Source organism: Methylobacterium nodulans ORS 2060, assembly GCF_000022085.1.
Taxonomy (GTDB): domain Bacteria; phylum Pseudomonadota; class Alphaproteobacteria; order Rhizobiales; family Beijerinckiaceae; genus Methylobacterium; species Methylobacterium nodulans.
Genome location: NC_011894.1, coordinates 7,743,113 through 7,762,537, shown reverse-complemented (window position 1 = coordinate 7,762,537; position 19,425 = coordinate 7,743,113). Strand labels below are relative to the sequence as shown.

General features: G+C 70.1%; 20 protein-coding genes and 3 pseudogenes. 7 read left to right on the top strand and 16 right to left on the bottom strand.

What is annotated here, in order from left to right:
* Nucleotides 1–12: 12 nt before the first annotated feature.
* A complete protein-coding gene (locus MNOD_RS36255) occupies nt 13–765 on the bottom strand; it encodes a competence/damage-inducible protein A (protein ID WP_015933947.1) in 753 nt (250 codons plus the stop codon).
* 212 nt (nt 766–977) lie between these two features.
* Here MNOD_RS36255 and sfsA point away from each other — a divergent pair, with 212 nt between their 5' ends.
* Nucleotides 978–1,688 carry a DNA/RNA nuclease SfsA gene (gene sfsA / locus MNOD_RS36250; RefSeq protein ID WP_015933946.1) on the top strand — a complete coding sequence of 237 codons (711 nt, stop codon included), beginning with the start codon at nt 978–980 and terminating at the stop codon, nt 1,686–1,688.
* Between the two features lie 51 nt (nt 1,689–1,739).
* Here the strand turns inward: sfsA and MNOD_RS36245 are convergent, their stop codons facing one another.
* Nucleotides 1,740–2,591 (bottom strand): FkbM family methyltransferase, encoded by an 852-nt coding sequence (locus tag MNOD_RS36245; RefSeq protein ID WP_015933945.1) that lies wholly within the window; start codon nt 2,589–2,591, stop codon nt 1,740–1,742.
* Between the two features lie 104 nt (nt 2,592–2,695).
* On the opposite strand from MNOD_RS36245, the gene MNOD_RS36240 reads away from it, so the two are divergent.
* On the top strand, nt 2,696–3,460 hold the full coding sequence (locus MNOD_RS36240) for an alpha/beta fold hydrolase (protein WP_015933944.1): 765 nt from the start codon (nt 2,696–2,698) through the stop codon (nt 3,458–3,460).
* Nucleotides 3,461–3,594: 134 nt separating this feature from the next.
* Here the strand turns inward: MNOD_RS36240 and MNOD_RS36235 are convergent, their stop codons facing one another.
* The 9 genes from MNOD_RS36235 to MNOD_RS36195 form a co-directional block, all read right to left on the bottom strand.
* On the bottom strand, nt 3,595–3,852 hold the full coding sequence (locus tag MNOD_RS36235; protein ID WP_015933943.1) for a DUF6894 family protein: 258 nt from the start codon (nt 3,850–3,852) through the stop codon (nt 3,595–3,597).
* A 364-nt stretch (nt 3,853–4,216) separates the two neighbouring features.
* Nucleotides 4,217–4,702: a F0F1 ATP synthase subunit B family protein gene (locus MNOD_RS36230; RefSeq protein WP_198157679.1), complete on the bottom strand. Its 486-nt coding sequence runs from the start codon at nt 4,700–4,702 to the stop codon at nt 4,217–4,219.
* Nucleotides 4,703–4,725: 23 nt separating this feature from the next.
* The gene (locus tag MNOD_RS36225) at nt 4,726–5,289 is read right to left on the bottom strand and encodes a F0F1 ATP synthase subunit B (RefSeq protein WP_015933941.1); all 564 of its coding nucleotides are present in this window, start codon (nt 5,287–5,289) and stop codon (nt 4,726–4,728) included.
* Nucleotides 5,290–5,458: 169 nt separating this feature from the next.
* Nucleotides 5,459–5,686 carry a F0F1 ATP synthase subunit C gene (locus tag MNOD_RS36220; RefSeq protein WP_012336551.1) on the bottom strand — a complete coding sequence of 76 codons (228 nt, stop codon included), beginning with the start codon at nt 5,684–5,686 and terminating at the stop codon, nt 5,459–5,461.
* 116 nt (nt 5,687–5,802) lie between these two features.
* Complete coding sequence (locus MNOD_RS36215; RefSeq protein ID WP_015933940.1) at nt 5,803–6,558, bottom strand: F0F1 ATP synthase subunit A; 756 nt, start codon at nt 6,556–6,558, stop codon at nt 5,803–5,805.
* 90 nt (nt 6,559–6,648) lie between these two features.
* On the bottom strand, nt 6,649–7,029 hold the full coding sequence (locus tag MNOD_RS36210; protein ID WP_015933939.1) for an AtpZ/AtpI family protein: 381 nt from the start codon (nt 7,027–7,029) through the stop codon (nt 6,649–6,651).
* Between the two features lie 158 nt (nt 7,030–7,187).
* Complete coding sequence (locus tag MNOD_RS36205; RefSeq protein WP_015933938.1) at nt 7,188–10,634, bottom strand: chromosome segregation SMC family protein; 3,447 nt, start codon at nt 10,632–10,634, stop codon at nt 7,188–7,190.
* Nucleotides 10,635–10,731: 97 nt separating this feature from the next.
* Nucleotides 10,732–11,376 carry a DsbA family protein gene (locus MNOD_RS36200; RefSeq protein ID WP_015933937.1) on the bottom strand — a complete coding sequence of 215 codons (645 nt, stop codon included), beginning with the start codon at nt 11,374–11,376 and terminating at the stop codon, nt 10,732–10,734.
* Between the two features lie 129 nt (nt 11,377–11,505).
* Nucleotides 11,506–11,994, bottom strand: coding sequence for a DUF721 domain-containing protein (locus tag MNOD_RS36195; protein ID WP_015933936.1), 489 nt, complete (start codon nt 11,992–11,994; stop codon nt 11,506–11,508).
* A 148-nt stretch (nt 11,995–12,142) separates the two neighbouring features.
* Between MNOD_RS36195 and mutY the strand changes: the two genes are divergently transcribed.
* Nucleotides 12,143–13,360 carry an A/G-specific adenine glycosylase gene (gene mutY, locus MNOD_RS36190; protein WP_015933935.1) on the top strand — a complete coding sequence of 406 codons (1,218 nt, stop codon included), beginning with the start codon at nt 12,143–12,145 and terminating at the stop codon, nt 13,358–13,360.
* Nucleotides 13,361–13,533: 173 nt separating this feature from the next.
* Here mutY and MNOD_RS47460 read toward each other — a convergent pair whose 3' ends face one another.
* The 4 genes and pseudogenes from MNOD_RS47460 to MNOD_RS49635 all read right to left on the bottom strand — a co-directional run bounded on the left by MNOD_RS47460 (nt 13,534) and on the right by MNOD_RS49635 (nt 15,457).
* Entirely contained in the window at nt 13,534–13,704 is a 171-nt protein-coding gene (locus MNOD_RS47460) for a hypothetical protein (protein ID WP_157091641.1), read from the bottom strand.
* 409 nt (nt 13,705–14,113) lie between these two features.
* A complete protein-coding gene (locus MNOD_RS36185) occupies nt 14,114–14,542 on the bottom strand; it encodes a DUF4267 domain-containing protein (RefSeq protein WP_015933934.1) in 429 nt (142 codons plus the stop codon).
* Between the two features lie 229 nt (nt 14,543–14,771).
* A pseudogene (locus tag MNOD_RS47455) lies at nt 14,772–14,924 on the bottom strand (DUF4113 domain-containing protein); the annotation flags it as partial.
* Between the two features lie 110 nt (nt 14,925–15,034).
* Nucleotides 15,035–15,457 carry an HlyD family secretion protein gene (locus tag MNOD_RS49635; RefSeq protein WP_244424630.1) on the bottom strand — a complete coding sequence of 141 codons (423 nt, stop codon included), beginning with the start codon at nt 15,455–15,457 and terminating at the stop codon, nt 15,035–15,037.
* A gap of 85 nt (nt 15,458–15,542) precedes the next feature.
* On the opposite strand from MNOD_RS49635, the gene MNOD_RS49630 reads away from it, so the two are divergent.
* Nucleotides 15,543–16,172 carry a hypothetical protein gene (locus MNOD_RS49630; RefSeq protein ID WP_050783473.1) on the top strand — a complete coding sequence of 210 codons (630 nt, stop codon included), beginning with the start codon at nt 15,543–15,545 and terminating at the stop codon, nt 16,170–16,172.
* Between the two features lie 169 nt (nt 16,173–16,341).
* Here MNOD_RS49630 and MNOD_RS36170 read toward each other — a convergent pair whose 3' ends face one another.
* Entirely contained in the window at nt 16,342–16,626 is a 285-nt protein-coding gene (locus MNOD_RS36170) for a hypothetical protein (RefSeq protein WP_015933932.1), read from the bottom strand.
* Nucleotides 16,627–17,131: 505 nt separating this feature from the next.
* Here MNOD_RS36170 and MNOD_RS50825 point away from each other — a divergent pair.
* The 3 genes and pseudogenes from MNOD_RS50825 to MNOD_RS36160 form a co-directional block, all read left to right on the top strand.
* Nucleotides 17,132–17,707, top strand: a pseudogene (locus MNOD_RS50825) (DNA polymerase ligase N-terminal domain-containing protein); the annotation flags it as partial.
* A 48-nt stretch (nt 17,708–17,755) separates the two neighbouring features.
* Nucleotides 17,756–18,766 carry a non-homologous end-joining DNA ligase gene (gene ligD / locus MNOD_RS50820; RefSeq protein ID WP_425277524.1) on the top strand — a complete coding sequence of 337 codons (1,011 nt, stop codon included), beginning with the start codon at nt 17,756–17,758 and terminating at the stop codon, nt 18,764–18,766.
* 73 nt (nt 18,767–18,839) lie between these two features.
* Nucleotides 18,840–19,319: pseudogene (locus tag MNOD_RS36160) on the top strand (Ros/MucR family transcriptional regulator).
* Nucleotides 19,320–19,425 lie beyond the last annotated feature (106 nt).

Genomic DNA, 19,425 nt, shown 5'->3' with positions numbered 1-19,425 from the left:
CCTGCCTCTCCCTCACCCCTGCTCCGCCTGGAGCCGGGCGATCAAGCCCTCGATCTCCGCCCGCGCCGCCGCGAGGCGTGCCGCATCCGTGCCGCGTGCCACGATCTGGTTGCGGAAGCCCTGCGGCGTCACCGACGGATAGGAGCCGATCGACACGCCCGGGAAACGGGCCGCCACGGCGGCGAGGCCGGACGCATAGGCCCCCTCCGGCAGCGCGCCGGCCTCGATCGTCTCGGCGAGCATCCGGGCGCCGGTGCGCAGCCGCGGGGCGACGCGATCGAGCATCGCCTGCATGATCGCGGGCACGCCCGCCATCACGATCACGTTGCCGATCATGAAGCCCGGTGCCTTCGAGATCGGATTCTCGATCAGCTCCGCCCCGAACGGGATGCGCGCCATGCGCAGGCGGGCCTCGTTGAGATCGGCCTCGGCGATGCGTTCGAGCAGCATCGCCCGCGCCCGGGGATCGACGTCGATGCCGACGCCGAAGGCCGCCGCCACGCAATCGGCCGTGATGTCGTCATGGGTCGGCCCGATCCCGCCGGTCGTGAAGACGTAGGTGTAGCGGGTCCGCAGGGCGTTCAGCGCGCCGACGATCTCTTCGGCGATGTCGGGGACCACCCGCACCTCGCGCAGGTCGATGCCGATGGCGGTGAGGTACTCGGCGATGTAGCCGATGTTCTTGTCCTTGGTCCGGCCCGAGAGGATCTCGTCGCCGATGACCAGCACGGCGGCCGTCACCTGGATCGGGTTGTCGTCGCTCATCGTGCCTCCGACCATCGTCCCGCTCTATCGTGGCGGCTGGCCCGGCTCAAGCGTCGCGCCGCACCCGCAGCCCTGCCGGAGGAGACCCGAGAGAAGCGGCACCTTGTCTCCGTCCGGATATCCGCCACAGCCATGACCGAGTGCCTGTCAGCGCTTCCGGAAACGCCCGACAGGCCCTAAGCGGGGCCGATGCCGCAGCCGATCCGTCTCCCGTGCGCTTCCCCAGCCCGCTGACCGAGGGGCGGCTCGTGCGCCGCTACAAGCGCTTCCTCGCCGATGTCGAACTCGCCGATGGCCGCGTGGTCACGGCGCATTGCGCCAATCCGGGCACGATGCTGGGGCTCATCGCCCCCGGACGCCCGGTGCTGCTCTCGGCCTCGACCAACCCGGCCCGCAAGCTCGCATGGTCCTGGGAGATGGTGCAGGCCGACCTGCCGGGCGGACCGCAATGGGTGGGCATCAACACGCTGCGCCCGAACCTGCTGGTGGCGGAGGCCTTCCGGGAGGGCCGTCTGCCGCCGCTCAGCGGCGCGGCCACCCTGCGGCCGGAGGTGCGCTACGGGCGGGCGAGCCGGGTCGATTTTTTGGCCGAGGGCCCCGCGGGTCCCTGCCATGTCGAGGTGAAGAACTGCCACATGATGCGGGAGGCCGGGCTCGCCGAGTTCCCCGACTGCGTCGCCGCCCGCAGCGCCCGCCACATGGACGAACTCGCCGATGTGGTGCGGGGCGGCGGGCGGGCGCTGCTGATCGTCGTGGTGCAGATGCGGGCCGCGCGCTTCGACGTGGCGGGCGATATCGATCCGGGCTTCGCGGCGGCGTTCCGGCGCGCCCGGGCGGCGGGCGTCGAGACCGTCGCGTATGCGTGCCGGCTCGACCCGGACGAGGTCACGATCGATCGGGAAATCCCGATCGTGACGGCATGACCGGCGGGGCTGGATGCTCCGGACCGGCGGCGCGGACGGCAGAGCGGCGTCTCACGCCTTCTCGAAGATCAGGTTGAGCCGGGTGCGCACGACGCGGCGGTAGCCATGGCTGGTGAGCAGGGCCGAGAGGTCGGTCTGCCACAGGTCCGTGCCGTCCTCCAGGATGATGAGGCTCGGATGCAGGACGCGCGGCGCCTGGCGCAGGAAGGGCTCCAGGATCAGGTCCTCGGCGCCCTCGACGTCGAGCTTGATCGCGTCGATGCGGTCGATGCTCTCGCTGCGCACGAGTTCGAGGAGGGTGACGGCCGGGACCCGGATCGCCGCGCCCTCGTTGGTGCCGACCACCTTGAGGCTCGATTCGCCGCTGTTGCGCTGGTCGACGAACAGGGTGAGTTCACCCGCCTTGTCGGCCACCGCGCAGGCCACTGCCTTCACGGTGCCGAAGGGGTTCTGGGCGATGTTGTAGGTGAGCTTGTCGAAGATGTCGGGCTGGGGCTCGACAGCCAGGATACGCGCCGCCGGACCGCTGAGGCCCGCCACGAACAGCGCATAGGCGCCGATATTCGCCCCGACATCGATGAAGACGCAATCCGGCCGCAGCCGCTCCGCCAGGAGCCGGCGCTCCGCCGGATCGAAGAACTGCGGGGTGAAGAGCACCTTCTTCTCGCAGTTGTTGTTGTAGGGATGCAGCCGCATGCGGGCGCCGTAGCGCTCGACATCGAGGGGCCGGCCACGCAGCAGGCGGATCGCGCAGCGGCGCAGGATCAGGGCAAGCCGCCTCGCGCCCCAATCCTCGTCGGGCAGGCGCTGGGTCCGGGCTACGATCCAGCGGACGAGGCCGGTGGGGGCGTAGGTCCCGAAGGGCTGGGGAGCTTGGGTCATCGCATTGGTGTGGGTCGCCATCCCGCGCCTCATGCCATCGTGAGACCCCGCCCGCAACGGGCGGGCATTGCGGCACGGGTTCCCGCCCGATAGAGGCGGGGCAGCCAATCCGGAGCCCGTCGCCCATGCAGACCTTCGATTCCGCCGGCGTGCCGATCGCCTATATCGACGTTGCGCCGGAGCGCGGGGCGGGCGACCCGGTGCTGCTGATCCACGGCTTCGCCTCGAACCACAAGACGAACTGGGTCAACACCTTCTGGGTCCGCACGCTCACCGAGGCGGGCTACCGGGTGATCGCCCTCGACGTCCGCGGGCATGGCGAGAGCGCCAAGCTCTACGACCCGGAGGCCTATGCGTCGGAGCTGATGGCGGAGGATGTCGGCCGCCTCCTCGACCATCTCGGGCTGCCCCGGGCGGACGTGATGGGCTACTCGATGGGCGCGCGCATCACCGCCTTCCTGGCGCTCATGCATCCGGAGCGCGTCAGGTCCGCCCTGCTCGGCGGGCTCGGGATCCATCTCGTCGAGGGGAGGGGGCTGCCGAGCGGCATCCCGGAGGCGATGGAAGCGCCGTCGAGCGCCGAGGTGACGGACCCGGTCGCCCGCTCCTTCCGCATCTTCGCCGAGCAGACCCGCAGCGACCTGCGGGCGCTCGCCGCCTGCATGCGCGGGTCGCGCCAGACCCTCTCGCGCGGCGAGGTGGCTCAGATCGAGGTGCCGACCCTGGTCTCGGTCGGCACCACGGATCACATCGCGGGTTCCGGGCCGGCCCTCGCCGCCCTGATCCCGAACGCCCGCAGCCTCGACATCCCCAACCGCGACCACAACCTCGCGGTCGGCGACAAGGTGCACAAACAAGGCGTCCTCGCCTTCCTGGCCGAGCGGCCTTGACGATATCAACGGCCCAAGATGCTGATGCATCGGGCCATTGAGCTGTCTCGAATTTTCGATGCCAAACCTTTGGCTTGGCGAAAATCCGAGGACGGAACCAACGGTCCTCTTCATGTGACCGTTGGTCGGATCGCTCAATGAGCCCGGGCGCGCTGCCGGTTCTCCCGGGCCATCGCACAGGTCATCGGCAGGCAGAGCACGCGGCGATGGTGCTGATCCTCGACGCGGATCGCGCTCCGCAGCAGATCGCACTCGATCTCACGCTCCCCGAGCAGGCCCTCCGCGAGCCGGGTCGCCCGTTCGAGGGCATCCGCCGGACTGGCAAGGTAGACGCCATCAACATCCCGAACGAGCTGCGGGCCGTTCTGAAAGTGGAAGAAGTAAAGGGCCATTGGCTTCAAAGGTCTCGTGGACATCTGCTTCTGGCAAAGTGAGCGGCGATGCCCGACCTATTCGCGCGTCATCGTCCGACCTGCGGGCGACGTATACGATCGTTTAATCTGCAGCAAGGCGATGAGCAGTAAGGGAAAGGCCGGCGATCTTGCTTCGTGACCGACCGGCAAAGCGAAAAACACTATTCCAATCAAGCAGGTGGCGCCGTTTTTCAGGGACGGCCCGGGTGTGCGGCCTAACTCTAATGCTTTCGAGCTTCGGCCCGACGGCGGCCTGAACTAGGCCGCTCCACCGAGACAAAAAGAAAGCCGCCCGAAGGCGGCTCTCGTCAGATCCGGTTATGCAGTAATGCAGGCTGTCGCGTCAGGCCCGCAGGCGGGTCCTGATATCGCCCAGGCTGCGGCGGATGAGGTCCTGTCCGGCTTCGCCACCCACCTTCTCGCGCAGGATCGTCTCGGAGATGCGCACGGCCGCCTCGGCGGCGGCGGCCCGCACCTCGGCGGCCGCCTGCGCCTCGGCCTGGGCGATCTTCGCCTCGGCGGCCTTGGTCCGGCGCGTGACGAACTCGTTGAGGCGGGCATGACCCTCGGCGGCCGCACGCTCGGCCTCCTCGCGGGCATTCGCCACGATCGCCTCGGCCTCGCGTTCGGCCTCGGCGCGGCGCTTCTGGTAATCGGCGAGCACGGCCGCGGCCTCCTCGCGCAGGCGGCGGGCTTCCTCAAGTTCGCGGCGCACGCGCTCGCCCCGGTGGTCGAGGCCGTTGAGGATCAGGTCGAAGCCGCCGGCCTTCCAGACGATGCCGCAGAACACCACGAAGGCGACCGCGACCCAGAATTCCGGTTCCATCAGCATCGGTCAGTTCTCCGGAAAGATCAGTGCACGGTCTGCGTGCGGTCATAGGCTGCCTCGACGGCGGCCCGGTCGGGAGTCTGGCCGATCAGCCGCTCGACGATGGCGGTGGCGGCGTCGGCCGCGACCTCGCGCACATTGCTCATGGCGCTCACGGTGCGGCTGCGGATCTGCGCCTCCGACTCGGCGAGCTTGGCGGCGAGGTCCGCCTCCAGGGACTTGCGGCGGGTCTCGGCCTCGGCCGCGAGGCTGTCGCGGGTCGCCTGAGCGATGCCCTTGGCCTTGTCCTGCGCCTCCTTCAGGGAGCGCGCGTAGGATTCGCGGGCGGCATCCGCGTCGGTCTTCATGCGGGCGGCCTCGTCGAGGTCTCCGGCGAGCCGCATCTGCCGCTCGTGCAGCAGCCCGGTGATGCGCGGGATCGCGACGCGGGACATCAGATAATAGAGCAGCCCGAAGGTGATGGCGACCCAGAGGATCTGCGCCGCGAAGGTGCTGCTCTGGAAGGGCGGGAACCCGCCGCCGTGCTCGGAGGCCGGCTCGTGGATCAGGCCTTCCTGCAGGCCGGCATGGGGAGTGGGCTGCGCCATCGTGTCGTCCGGGTGTGCGGGAGCCTCAAGGCAGCCGCCGGCGCATCGGCCGGCGGGAGATACTGGATCGCCGCGCTCCGGGGCGGGGCGCGGCATCCGCGAAGAGGGGCACCTCGTGGCCCCGAGCGGCCGGGCCGCGCGGGCTAAGGCGCCCTGGAAGAAGCGGCACTTAGACCGCGAACAGGAGCAGCAGCGCGACGAGCAGCGAGAAGATGCCGAGCGCTTCCGTCAGGGCGAAGCCGAGCAGCAGGTTGGCGCGCTGGCTGTCGGCCGCGGAGGGGTTGCGCAGGGCGCCCGCGAAGAACTGGCCGAACAGGTTGCCGAGGCCCACGGCGGCGCCCGCCATGCCGAGGCAGGCGAGACCGGCGCCGATGTACTTCGCAGCAACGGGATCCATCTGAGTACTCCTGAGGTCGTCTAGTCGTCTGGCGGGTGGGATCCGGCCGCGACACGGCGAACCGGGGTGGGAAGGGGAGGCGGTCCCGGCCAGGCATGGCCGGGATGCCCCGGCCGTCAGTGGCCGGGATGCAGCGCGTCGCTGAGGTAGATCGAGGTCAGCGTCGCGAAGACGTAGGCTTGCAGCGCCGCGACCAGCACCTCGAGGGCGGTGACGGCAACCGAGAGGGCAAGCGGCAGCGGCGAGAGAATGCCCCAGGCGCCGGCGGCGAGGAGCGCCGGCACGAAGCCCGCGAAGATCTTCAGCGCGATATGGCCGGCCAGCATGTTGGCGAAGAGACGGACCGAGAGGCTGATCGGCCGCGAGATGAACGAGACCACCTCGATCACCACGATCAGCGGCATCAGCCATCCGGGCACGCCGGGGGGCACGAACAGGTTCAGGAAATGCGTGCCGTGCGCCATGAAGCCGTAGATCACCACGGTCAGGATCACCATCAGCGCCAGCATGAAGGTGATGATGATGTGGCTCGTCACCGTGAAGGCATAGGGAATCATCCCGAACAGGTTGAGGATCAGGACGAACATGAAGAGCGAGAACACGAACGGCACGAAGCGCTCGCTGCCATGCCCGGCCGATTGGTGCACCGTGGAGGCGATGAACTCGTAGAAGGTCTCGGCCAGGGACTGCATCCGCCCCGGCACGAGGGAGCGGCGGCTCGTGGCCGCGATGGTGATGAGCGCGACCACGCCCACCGCGGCGAACATGTACAGCGCCGACTGCGTGAAGGCGATGTGCTGGTGGCCGATATGCCCGAACGAAACCAGCGGCTTCAGCTCGAACTGGTGGATCGGATCCAACTTCACGGCCATGCCGGTCTGAGCCCCTCTTCCCGTCGGCGCCGCGGGGATTCCGCCTGGCGCCTGATCCGCGCTGGCGGATGCACGGCATCCACCGGATGATCAAGTCCCCGATTGGTCTTTCTTCGTGTCCGCGGGCCGAAAAAATCCCGACACGCGCATCACGTTGTAGATCCCGGCCGCGAAGCCCAGGATGACGAGCACGATCATGCCCCAGGGCTTGGTGCCCAGGAGCCGGTCGCAGCCCCAGCCGAGCAGACCGCCCGCCACCACGCCGGACACGAACTCCGTCGAGAGACGCAGCGCGCGGCCGAGCGGCGAGGGTTCGTTGGACACCTCGGAACGCGACGAAGGATCGGGAGCGGCGGGGTGCCGCTTCCGGTCGATCTGCATTTCGAGACGTCTGAGCCTCGCGGAGAGATCATTGTCGGGGGCAGGCTCCCGGCCCATGCCGCCCTCGTCCCGCGGGTCGGTGCCGGTCATGGCGCCACCCCGCGTCGGTTGGGCGAAGAGTTCCAGCCCGGGTACCCCCTTCGAGCGGGCGCACCATAGTTTCGCCCACCTTGGGAGTCAAGGATTCGTGAGTTGGCCATAAGTCGTTGCTCCGCCTTATGGATTAGGAACAGCCACGCCCCGCGGCGTCACACCGCCTCGCTGAGGGACTCGGCGGTGGCGAGGTCGACGGAGACGAGCTGCGACACCCCTCTCTCGGCCATGGTGACCCCGAACAGCCGGTCCATCCGCGCCATGGTGATCGGGTTGTGGGTGATCACCAGGAAGCGGGTGTCGGTGTCCTGCGCCATCCGTCCGAGAAGATCGCAGTAGCGCTCGACATTCGCGTCGTCGAGGGGGGCGTCGACTTCGTCGAGCACGCAGACCGGTGACGGGTTGGTCAGGAACACTGCGAAGATCAGGGCAGTGGCGGTCAGCGCCTGCTCGCCGCCCGACAGGAGCGTCATGGTCTGGGGCTTCTTGCTGGGCGGCCGGGCCAGGACCTCCAGGCCGGCCTCGAGCGGGTCCTCGGAATCGACCAGCGTCAGCTCGGCGGTGCCGCCGCCGAAAAGCGTGGTGAACAGGCGCTCGAAATGCCCGTTCACGGCCGTGAAGGCCGCAAGCAGCCGCTCGCGCCCCTCCCGGTTGAGGGAGGCGATGGCGCCGCGCAGGCGCCGGATCGCCTCCAGGAGGTCGTCGCGCTCCCGCCCGAGGTCGTCGCGCCGTCCCTCGGCCTCCGCGAGCTCGGTCTCGGCCCGCAGGTTCACGGCGCCGAGCCGCTCCCGGTCGGCCTTGAGGCCGGCCAGGCGCGCCTCGACGGCGGCGGCGGCGGGCAGGGGCTCCCCCGGCGCGAGTCCGGCCGCCGGCCGCAATCCCTCAGGGTTCGTGTCGAGGGTGTCCGCGATGCTGCGGGTGACCTCCGCCACCCGGCGCGCCAGGGCCTCGTGGGCGGCGATGGCCGCGGCGCGGCCCTCGCGGGCGGCCGACAAGGCATCGAGCGCATCCCGCGCGCGCCGGTCCGCTTCGGCGAGACCGGCCTCCGCCGCGGCGAGGCGGTCGGCGCTAGCGCGCCGCGTGCCCTCGGCCTCCTGCGTCGCGGCCGCGAGGCGGCGGCGTTCGAGCACGAAGCCGTCGGGCGCCTCCGCGAGCTCCGCCTGTTCCTCCTCGGCGGCGGCCAGCCGCTCGGACAGCTCGTCGAGGGCCGCCTCAGAGCGCGCGGCGCGCTCGCGCCAGCGGACCTGCTCGGCCGCGACGGCCTCCCGCCGACGGCGGCGCTCCTCGGCCGCGCGGGCGAGCGTCAGGCTCGCGGCGCGGGCCTCGGCGGCCGCTTGCCGCCTGGCTTCGGCCTCCTGGCGCGCAGCGGCGAGCACCGCCAGGGACGCCGCAGCATCGGGAAGGGCCGCCAGGGCCTCCTCGGCCGCCTCGACCCGCGCTGCGGCCTCTTCCGCCTCCTCGGCGAGGCGCGCCTCCGCCTGGGCGAGCGCCGTGCGCCGGGCCGCCGCCTCGGCTTCCTGCCGCTCGGCCGCGGCGAGCGCCTCGCGCGCGGCGTCGAGGGCCCGGCGGGCCAGCCGCGCGCCGTCGAGGGAACGCGTCTCGGCGGCGGCGGCCTCGCGGGCCCGCGCCTGCAGCCCCTCGAAACTCCCGCGCGCCGCCTCGGCCGCTTCCCGGGCCAGGGCCGCCTCCGCGCGGAGCTCCTCCAGCCGGTTGCGCTCGGCGAGCCGGCGCGCGGCGGGCGAGGGCGCCTCGGCAGCCGCCGTGAAGCCGTCCCAGCGGTGAAGGTCGCCCTCGCGGGTGACGAGACGCTGGCCCGGATGCAGGGCCGTCCGGAGGGAGGCGGCCTCCGTGCGGGAGACGATGCCCACCTGCCGCAGGCGCCGGGCGACGCGATCCGGCCCCGCGACGACGCTGGCGAGCGGCGCGGCGCCGGCCGGAAGCGCGGGGTCGCCGGGCCCGTCCGGGGCTCCCGCCCAATGCGCGGGAGCGGCCGGGTCGAGGGCGGCGTCGAGGTCGTCGCCGAGGGCGGCGGCAAGCGCCGCCTCGTAGCCCGGCGCGACGGAGAGCGCATCGAGGAGGGAGGGGAAGCGGGTACCGGCCGCCGGCGCCACGAGCTTGGCCAGGGTGCGCGCCTCGGTGTCGAGCCGGGCCGCTTCGCGCTCGGCCGCCGCAAGGGCGGGACGCCCGCTTGCCTCCGCGTCGCGGGCCGCCATCAGGCTCTCTCGCGCGGCGGCCGCCGCCTCCTCGGCGGCCTCGGCCGTCGCCTCCGCCTCGGCGAAGGCGGCCCGCAGCGTCGCGAGGCCGGGCGCCCCGGCCGGGAGCGCTGCGCGGTCGCGGGCGAGCCGGGCGCGATCCGCGGCCAGACGGTCGGCCCGCGCCCGCTCGTCGCGTAAGCGAAGTACCAGGGCGGCCTGCCGCGCCTGCTGCTCGGCCGCCTCCTGCTGGGCCGCCGCCAGCGCGGCCTCCGCCGCGGCGAGTTCCGCCTCGGCCGCGGCGGCGCGGGCCTCCACCGCCTCGCGGGAATCGAAGCCCTCCGGGTCGGTCGCGAGCGCGCCCGCCTCCTCATCGAGACGGGCGAGGCTCGCCTGCGCGTCGACGCGGGAGGCGGCCTCGCGGGTAGCGTCGCGGCGCAGGTCGGCGATCTGCCGGGTGATGTCCCGCAGGCGCTCGGCGGCCCGGCGTTCCTGCGCCTCCAGGGAAGCCGCCGCATGGGTCAGGCGCTGAAGGGCGGCGGCGGCCTCGGCCTCGTCCCGGCGCAGGCCCGGCAGGGATGCGGCGGCCAGCGCCTGGGCGGTCGCCGCGGCACTCTGCTCGGCCTGGGCGGCGGCGGCGCGATCGAGGGCCTCGGCCACGGCGCGCTCGGCGCGCATCGCCTCGTCCCGCGCGGCCGCATGGGCGATGAGGAGGAGCAGCGCCTCGTGGCGGCGGATCTCGGCCGCGAGCGCCCGGTAGCGCTGGGCGGCCTTCGCCTGCCGGCGCAGGGATTCGACGCCCGCCGTGATCGCGCCGAGCACGTCCTCCACCCGGGCGAGGTTCTCCTCCGCTGCCGCCAAGCGCAGCTCCGCCTCGTGGCGGCGGGCGTGCAGCCCGGCGATCCCGGCCGCGTCCTCCAGGATGCGGCGCCGCGCCTGCGGCTTGGCGGCGATCATCTCCGCCACCTGCCCCTGGCGCACCATGGCGGGGGAGCGCGCTCCGGTGGCCGCATCCGCGAAGAGGAGCTGCACGTCGCGGGCGCGCACCTCGCGGCCGTTGATCCGATAGGTCGAGCCGGCGCCCCGGTCGATGCGGCGCATGACTTCGAGGACGTCCGCGCCGTTGAAGGCCGCTGGCGCGGTCCGGGCGCTGTTGTCGAGGCTCAAGGTGACTTCGGCGTGGCTGCGGCCCGGCCGGCTGCCCGAGCCGGAGAAGATCACGTCGTCCATGCCGGACGCGCGCAGGCTCTTGTGCGAGTTCTCGCCCATGACCCAGCGCAGGGCCTCGACGAGGTTCGACTTGCCGCAGCCGTTCGGGCCGATGATGCCGGTGAGCCCCGGCTCGATCAGGAACTCGCTCGGCTCCACGAAGGTCTTGAAGCCGACGATGCGCAGGCGGGTGAGCTTCATGGGGTTAAGGCGCCGCGGGCTCCGGGGGCCGGCCTCCGGGGATGCCTCCCGCTCCGGCTCCGGAGCGGGAGGGCCGCGACGACTTCAAGCGCGGTGTTTACGCTCCGACGATCGGCTTGATCACCTTCTCCATGCCCTCGATCGACAGCTCGCCCTGGAATTTCTGGCCGTTGATGAAGAAGGTCGGCGTGGCGCTGACCTTGAATACATTCATACCGCGCTCCTTGACCGCGTTGATGCCGTCGTAGAGCTTCTGGTCCTTGAGCGTCGCCTCGAATTTTTCGCGGGAGAAGCCGGCCTGCCGCATCATCTGCTCCAGGGCGTCGAGGGGCTTCTGCACGAAGGCCCAGGCGGGCTGCTGGTCGAAGAGCAGGTCGGTGATCGGGTAGTAGCGGGCCGAGTTGTCCGCCCGCGCCAGCATGAAGGCCGCGGTGGCGAGCGGGTCGAGCGGGAACTCGCGCAGCGTGAAGCGCACCTTGTTGGTGTCGATCCAGCGCTCCTTCAGCGCCGGCCAGGTGGTCTTGTGGAAGGCGGCGCAATGCGAGCAGGTCATCGAGGCGTATTCGATGATTGTGCACTTGGCATCCGCCGGCCCGAGCCAGACATCGCCGAGGGGGCCGGGCTGGAGCAGGGCATCCACGGACGGGCTCTGGGCGAGCGACCGCAGGGAGAGGCCGGGCAGAAGGACAGCCGCGCCGAGAGCCGATCCGGTGAGCGTCAATGCGTCGCGCCGGGTGATCATGGGACGTTCTCCGAGACGAGCCGAACGGGAATGCGTGAGCGTGAGCGGTAGAATCCCGGCCGTTCCGTGGCAAGGCGCCGGGGTGTCGCCTCCCGGGCAACGCTTCGACGCGATTGCCCTGCCGCTGCCTCAGCCGCGCGCCGTCGTCATCACGGCCACGCCGAGCCGGTCGAGGGCGTCCCGCAGGCCCTCCTCGCCGATGCCCGCCACGGCGCTTGCCACCTCGCCGCGACGCGCGGGGTCGAGGACGGGCTTGGGCGGCGCCCGCTTGGCCCCGCGCCCGACCCGGTCCTGGCGCAGGCTGAGCCGGCCGACGCAGGCCCAGCCGTAATGGCGGTTGATACGCTCGATGACGAGGGGCGCGAGGTGCTGGAGTTCGAGGGCGAAGGCACCCTCCACCCGCACCACCAGGGTTCCGGGCGCGGGCCGCGCCTCAGGCCCACGGCCGGCGCGCCGCCGCGGCCACTCGAACTTCTCCGGCTGGCAGAACCCGGCGAGCCGCTCGCCCACGATCTCGGGCCAGGAGGCCAGGATGTCCGTTGAGGCGAAGCCCTGCGCGGCGAAGACCGGGCCGAGGGACCGCTCGATGAGTTCGCTCAAGGGCTTCGGGCGGGCCATCGGGGCTCTGGTCCTCGCGGGGATCACGGTGCGCGATGCGCACGACACGCTGCACGAGAACAGCGCAAGCTAGCTTAACGTCCCGTTCACCGGGAACGCCGTCGGAAGGCCGCTCCCCAGCAGCCGGAAAACCGGATAAGCGAAAAGCATGGTAGCGCCCGCCGCGTCGCACTCAAGGCCGGACGCAGCCGACCTCCTGGTCTGGTACGACCGCCACCGCCGCGCGCTGCCCTGGCGCGCCGAGGCCGGCGCCGTGCCGGATCCCTACCGGGTCTGGCTCTCCGAGATCATGCTGCAGCAGACGACCGTCGCTGCGGTGAAGCCGTATTTCGCCCGCTTCCTCGACCGTTTCCCGACCATCGCGGCGCTCGCCGCGGCGCCGGAGGAGGCGGTCATGAGCGCCTGGGCCGGCCTCGGCTACTATTCGCGCGCGCGCAACCTGCATGCCTGCGCCAAGGCGGTGGTCGCCGCAGGCGGCTTCCCGGACACGGTGGAGGGCCTGCGCAAGCTCCCCGGCATCGGCGCTTACACGGCGGGCGCGATCGCGGCGATCGCCTTCGACCGGCGGGAAGCGGCGGTCGACGGCAACGTGGAGCGGGTGATCTCGCGCCTCTTCGCCATCGAGACGCCGCTTCCGGCGGCGAAGCCGGAGATCCGCACTCTCGCCGAATCGCTGGTGCCGGCGCGGCGGCCCGGCGACTTCGCGCAAGCCGTGATGGATCTTGGGGCCACGATCTGCACCCCGAAGCGCCCGGCCTGTGCGCTCTGCCCCTGGATGCCACCCTGCCGAGCCCGCGCCGAGGGCCTCCAGGAGACCTTCCCGCGCAAGCTGCGCAAGGAGCCCGGATTGCTGCGCAAGGGAGCGGCCTTCGTGGCGGTGCGGGCGGGCGATGAGGCGATCCTGCTGCGGACGCGGCCGCCGGAGGGGCTGCTCGGCAGCATGGCGGAGCCGCCGACGAGCGCCTGGACGCCCGACTACGACCCGGCCCGCGGCCTCCTCGACGCGCCGCTCGACGCGCGCTGGAAGCGCCTGCCGGGGGTGGTGCGCCACACCTTCACGCATTTCCCGCTCGAGCTGACGGTGTTTCTCGCCCGGGTCTCGGCCGCGACAGTGGCACCCGAGGGCATGCGCTTCACGCCGCGCGCCGAACTCGACGGGGAACCTCTGCCCGGCGCGATGAAGAAGGTGCTGGCCCATGCCCTCGCGCCGGCCGCTCCGGTCGCCCCGCCCCAGCCCGCACCGCCGCCGGATCTGGCCACGCCTCCGGAGCCGGAGCCGGAGCCGCGGCGTGCACCGCTGCCGAAGGTGCTGTCGCGCCGCCCCGCCTCGGCCGCCCCGATCCGCAAGGGCGGCCCCCGCCGCTGATCCTGTCGACCCTTCTGCCGGGCATCACGTTGTCGCCGCCCATCCCTATGCCCGCGAGGTGCTCGCACGGGAGAATGCGCCCCGGGGCGCAGCGGCGCATGGCCGTGCGGACCACGATCCTGCTAGGGAGGCCGGCGTGAGCGCCACCTATGTATTCCTCGCCCCTGTGCTGATCACGGCAGCGGCTGCCTTGGCTGCCGTTTGCAGGCGATCAGCACGACGCCTGCGCGCTCGTAAACTGGCCGCCAGGGCTCGGACGTGATCGAGCCGCCTGCCACACCCAACGAGTTCACTTCGCCCGACTTGCTCGCCCGCGAGATCCACACGATCGCCCGGTTGAGCATCCAGGGCTGCCCGGCATGGGAGGATCTGGACCCAAGCGACCCGATTGTAGTGTTGTAGTGGCGCACGCGTGAGCGAATTGGATCGCGACCGACCCGGCAATGGGCGAGGGGGCGCGGCGCATGGCGGTGAGAACCGCGATCCTGCTGGCGAGGCCGGCATAGCCGCGCCTGCACGCAAGCATGGAGCAACGCGCGGCGCATCTCTCTGCTCATGAGACAGCGCTGCAATCCCCGTCGCGCCCACGACGAGCACGGCCGCGAGATCCCGTCCATCCCAGACCAAGCGGGGCTCCGTAGGCGACTGTCCCGCCCTCCAGGCTGCTGCAGTCAAACTCCTCGGCTAACCGCTCGCGGAGTTCCTGAGCGGATAGCCGCGGTCGATCTCACCAGCGGGCCAGGATCTCGCCTCCTACGATGCGCTGAGTGACACCCAGGCCGTCACGGCACTCAAGCAGATTGCGCTCACGGCATGGAGTGCGATCTGCCACCAAGCTGCCGTACCTGAAGTTACGACGAGGGCGACGTCACAGACCGGGATGAGGACACTCGCCCCCAGGACGATGCACACCGCGCGATGGGATGAGAAGCAGACAAGCCCAGCCAAGTATAGAGCCAACGCAGCATCTCGGAAGCCAATGGCACGCAGGTACGCGTCAGCGATGTTGCCTGGAGCTGGGATGCCGAAGATCAAAGCTCCTGTGGTCGGGGCCGCGATGAACAGCCCGCCCAGGCACAGGAACACAGCGCAGAGGCCAAGGACAGCCCAGAAGCTCAGCTCCGCGGCAGTCAGACGGCGATCGGTGGAAGCCACGCTGCTCCTCCGGTAGATGGTGCTCATCCCCCGTGGCTCGGCCGGGGGCATCTTCTCTAACCCGGGTGAACGACGGCCGATGCCGCCGATGCGACAGGTAACGGGTGGTGCTGCTCACGGGGTCCGAGCCCACGCCTGCAGCGCTATCGACGGGCCGGGGTTTCCAGCTTCTCCATCTCGGCTCCGGCCCGCTGTCATTGCTTGCCGAGCCGTGGCGCTACGCAGATGCGGCGCATCAGGGGAACGACACGCTCGCTCACACTGGCACGGCATTGACCACCGGCAGCTCATCGGGCCGGGTCGTATAGCGCGGCGTGCGCATCTCGAACCTTGTTGACCAGGTGCGCTTGTCCACCAGGCCCGCTCGGGCCGGCACGACAGCGCCCCGCCCGAAACGGGCGTTGCAGGCGACTGCGAGCCCGATGGCGCAGGTGATCGCCCGCGGCCACGTGGCCTCGCGGCGCCAATTGAGCGTGAAGACGAGGAAGAAGGCGCTGACGACGAGCGTCGGCGCCAGCGCTACGAGATGCTGAACCACAGGCTCTTGACCCAGCTCACGACGGGAAGGCCATTGCCAGGGCGCGCGATGCGAACCTGGACGGTGCGGCCAACCCGACAGAAATTCGCGAAGTCGGTCTGCATCCGGTTGGGTTCGAGGGCGATGCGGAGGTGCGCGTGCTTGCCGGTTCTCTCGGGCAGCAGCGCCGCGAGCACCACCTCCTCCGCGGCGGAATGCGACCCGAGCACCGAGACCACCGTGCCGCGGATGACCAGCGCGCTGCCAAGGAGCCGCACCTCGGCCGCGCTGCCGGGATGGATGTCGTCGTAGTCGGCCTCATCGACGGTGACGTCGACGAACAGGTCCCGGCAGTCGAGGAGCCGGACCAGTTCGTTGCCGACCACCGCGTTCGAGCCCGCCACCACGTTGTTGCGCCAGATCACGCCCTGGAACGGCACATGGACCGCGGCGGTCGAGAGCTTGTGGTTGCGCGCGCGCTCGACCTCGCTCTGAAGCTCCAGGTGCTGGATGCGCGCGCTCGGTCCGGGCCTGGGCCTGCAGGTTGGTGAGGTGGATCGCGACCTCGTCCTGGCGCTGCTGCGAGTAGGGGAGGTCGTTGCGCCCCCCGCCCACGAAGGTGCCGCGCCGGAGGGCGTCCAGCTGCCGGTTGAGGCGCTCCAGCTCGGCCCTGGCGATGGCCTGCTCGCTGACCGCCGCGACCGAGGCGGCCCGGGCCTGCGCGACCGAGCTTCCGGCGACGATGCCGATCGCCCCGAGTGTGGTCTTGCGCGCGAGATCCGCCGCAGCGGAGGTTTGGTTCGCCTGGGCGGCGGCGATCCGCTGCTGGCGGACGACGATCTCCTGCTGAATGTTCGCGAGGCTCGCCTGCCGGTACTCGTTGAGCCGGGCGGCGAGATCGCTCTGGATCGCGGTGAGTTGGCTGATCTGCGCTTCCAGCGCGCGCAGGCGCTCGCGGGAGGCGGCGAGGTCAGTCTCCAATGGCGCTTCCGCCGTGCGGGCGATGCGGTCGTTCTGGATGGCGAGCAGGCGCTGACGGGGATCGCGGTCCTCGCGGCGCTCACCCTGACCTTCTGCGCGAGGCCGCGCAGGCGCAGACCTGCTCCGGCTGCGACCCTAAGAGAGCCCCTGCAGGCTTGATCGGTTGACCTGATCGGCGCCGTGCCCTCGCTGGAGAACGGCGCCTCAGCTTTCGGACGACCCCGCACGCCGGCACGTAGGCAATCAGCAAAGGCAAGCGTGACGCAGCCCGCACGCTCGCCCATTGCGGACCAGACCGCGTCGAGCATCTGGCTGGCTTCGCGGTGCTTCAGGTCAGCGGCAGACCGACAGCTGAGGGCAGCAGCACAGCGGCCTCAGGCATCGCCGGGACGCCTAGTGGAGTGGCATCATTGTAGGGACGGTTGTAGCAAAGCCGAACTGCGCTCCAGTACGCATCGCGCTTGTCGGGATCGAAACGGCTGAGTCGTTGGTTGAGCAGCGCCTCACCAGCCTCCGCATATGCATCTCTCTGACTGACCGTGAGGTGCTCGATGGGCACGGGAACGCTGGTGAACCGCCCGCCATCCGTTACGTGTTCATTAAACTCCTGCATTGCGCCGCTCCACGCTGTCGGAGAACGCTTTCACAACGCACAAAGCCCAGCCGTGATCCCGCAGTGTGATGCCGTGAGCCAACGCTGTACGCGGCTGTGAAAGGGTGGTATTTGCGGGATGTATCGTTCTGTGGGCCAGAGCCGCGCAATAGTGCCCTGCGCGGGCTTCCGCCTGGCTTCGATCTGCGGGTGCCGCTCTTAACGATCCGCGGGCAATTCAGTTGGTCTCACCGTAACGCTCGTTCCTGCGCCTCAAGCGGCCATTTATCGGATGCATTCGGAAGGACCGTTCAGGTCATCCTCTCCCGTTCCGCAGCTTGCCTGTAGGATTGGGGTATTCAGCCAGCGCGGCATGTGTCGGCAATCACCTTGATGTTCGCCTGCTGACATGGCCAGGGGAACCGCCTCGGAAGCTGCAGCCGGCCCTCAAGGCGCCGCACATTGCAGTCCATGGAACTTCCCGCAGCGGATCGGCGTGTTCAGCGATGGACAGCGAGGCTGCGGTATGAGCACAGCACCAGGCCAGACAGAAGACACTCTCGCCTCCTACAACAGGAAGCGAGACTTCACACAGACGGCAGAGCCGAAGGGGCGCGTGACAAGCGGGGGTGGCCACCGCTTTGTCGTCCAGAAGCATGCGGCGAGGCGCCTGCACTACGACTTCCGCCTGGAGCTCGACGGTGTTCTGCTCAGTTGGGCCGTCGCGCGCGGGCCGAGTCTCGACCCCGCTGACAAGCGGCTCGCGGTCCGCACGGAGGATCATCCCGTAGCCTATGCCGACTTCGAAGGAACCATCCCGCAGGGCAACTACGGCGCAGGGACGGTGATGCTGTGGGATCGCGGAACGTGGTCGCCTGACGGAGATCCACACGAGGCAATCAAAAACGGCAGGCTGCGCTTCACTCTTCATGGAGAGCGCATGCGCGGCGCTTGGCTGCTGATCCGAATGAAGGGTAGCAAGCGCGAGAACTGGCTCCTGCGCAAGCTTGAGGACGACGAGGCGAACAGGGACAGCGATCTCACTCAGAGCCATACATCGAGCATCACGACGGGCCGCTCTTTGGAGCAGATCGCTGCGGGAGAGCGCACCTCGACACGACGCTCGTCAAACCTTGCCGCATCGCGGCCCATGCCGCTCGAGCATCGCGCCGAGCCACCAATTCCTGTCAGCTTGCGCGATGACAAGCCCGCGGACGAGGTGAGGGCTGAGCACGCGCAGCCAGTCGTGCAGGCCACCAAGCGTGCAAGAGCGAGAGCAGCCGAAAGGGCGATGATCTCGCACGGCGTGCGGATCACCAGCCCCGACCGTCAGCCGTACCCGCAGGCCAAGGTCAGCAAGCGCGATCTCGTGGCCTACTACGAGCAGGTCTCTGTGGTGATGCTGCCGCACATCTCAGGCCGGCCGCTCACGCTGATCCGCTGCCCGCGCGGCGTTGATGCACGCTGCTTCGTCCAGCAGCACGCCGCCCCTGGGTTCCCGGAGGCCGTTCGGACGGTGAGCATCACCGAGGCGTCTGGCGAGACGCAGAACCACATCTACGTCGAAGACTTGGCGGGCATCTTGGCCTGCGTGCAGATCGGAGCCCTCGAGTTTCACGGCTGGGGAGCGCGTGCCGGCGCGCTTGAGGTGCCGGATCGTCTCGTCCTCGACCTCGATCCCGATCCGGCCGTGGCGTTCGGCGCAGTGGTGGATGCCGCTCTGTTCATTCGCGACCGTCTGCTGGAGGACGGCCTGAGCTCATGGCCGATGCTGTCGGGTGGCAAAGGCGTACACGTGATCGTGCCGCTGACCGGGGCGACGTGGCCGGCGGTCAGTGCTTATGCAAAGCAGCTGGCGCAGGCGATGGAGAAACAGGCGCCCGAGCGGTTCACGGCGGAGATGGCGAAGACCGATCGGTCCGGACGGATCTTCATCGACTACCTGCGCAACCAGCGTGGAGCGACCGCCGTGATGCCCTACTCGACGCGAGCGAAGGCCAGCGCGTCGATTGCGATGCCGCTCGACTGGGACCGGCTCGGGCAGACCACGTCCGCTCAAGCCTACACAGTCCATGATGTTCTCGAGAAAGGGCTGCCCGAGGTGGCCGAGCAGGCAAGTGCGCCGCAGCGACTGCCGAGGAGTTCCCCAGGCGGAGAGTAGCAGTCTGTACCTGTGCGTTGAACCGGCGGGCACTTTGCTTCAGACGGCGGGCGCCAAGGAATTGGGATCTGCCATGGAAGTCAAAGCCGTACCGGAACAGAACCTGATCGATTTAGCTACAGGCATCGTTTCGGCCCAGGTGTCCCACAACTGCTTACCGATGGGTGAGCTGCCGACCGTGATCCAAAGAGTATACGATCAGCTCGGCAAGCTCGGAGAGCCAGCCAGGCCGGAACCCGAGAAGCCGGTTCCGCCGATCCCGATCAAGAAGACCGTCACGCCGAACCACATCATCAGTCTAGAGGACGGGAAGCCCTACAAGACGCTTAGGTGACACCTTGCCGGGCGCAGGCCGACGCCCGTGCAGTACCGCCAGAAGTGGGGGCTCCCGCCGGACTATCCGATGACGACGGCGAACTACGCTGCGCAGCGCTCCGAGCTTGCGAAGAGCCTTGGCCTGGGTCGAAAAGCTGCGGCTCCGAAGCGTGCGGCCACTGGTGCCAAGGTGAACGGGCCGAAGAAGGGTCCGGGGCGGCCGAAGAAGGGGCGGTAAGCTACTGGCCAGGCTTGCGATTGATCCAGCAGCTCCGTGTTGCATGGCACATCCGCCGGGGCTGTGAACTGCCATAGGAGGCTGGTAGCAGGAGGATGCGGCCATG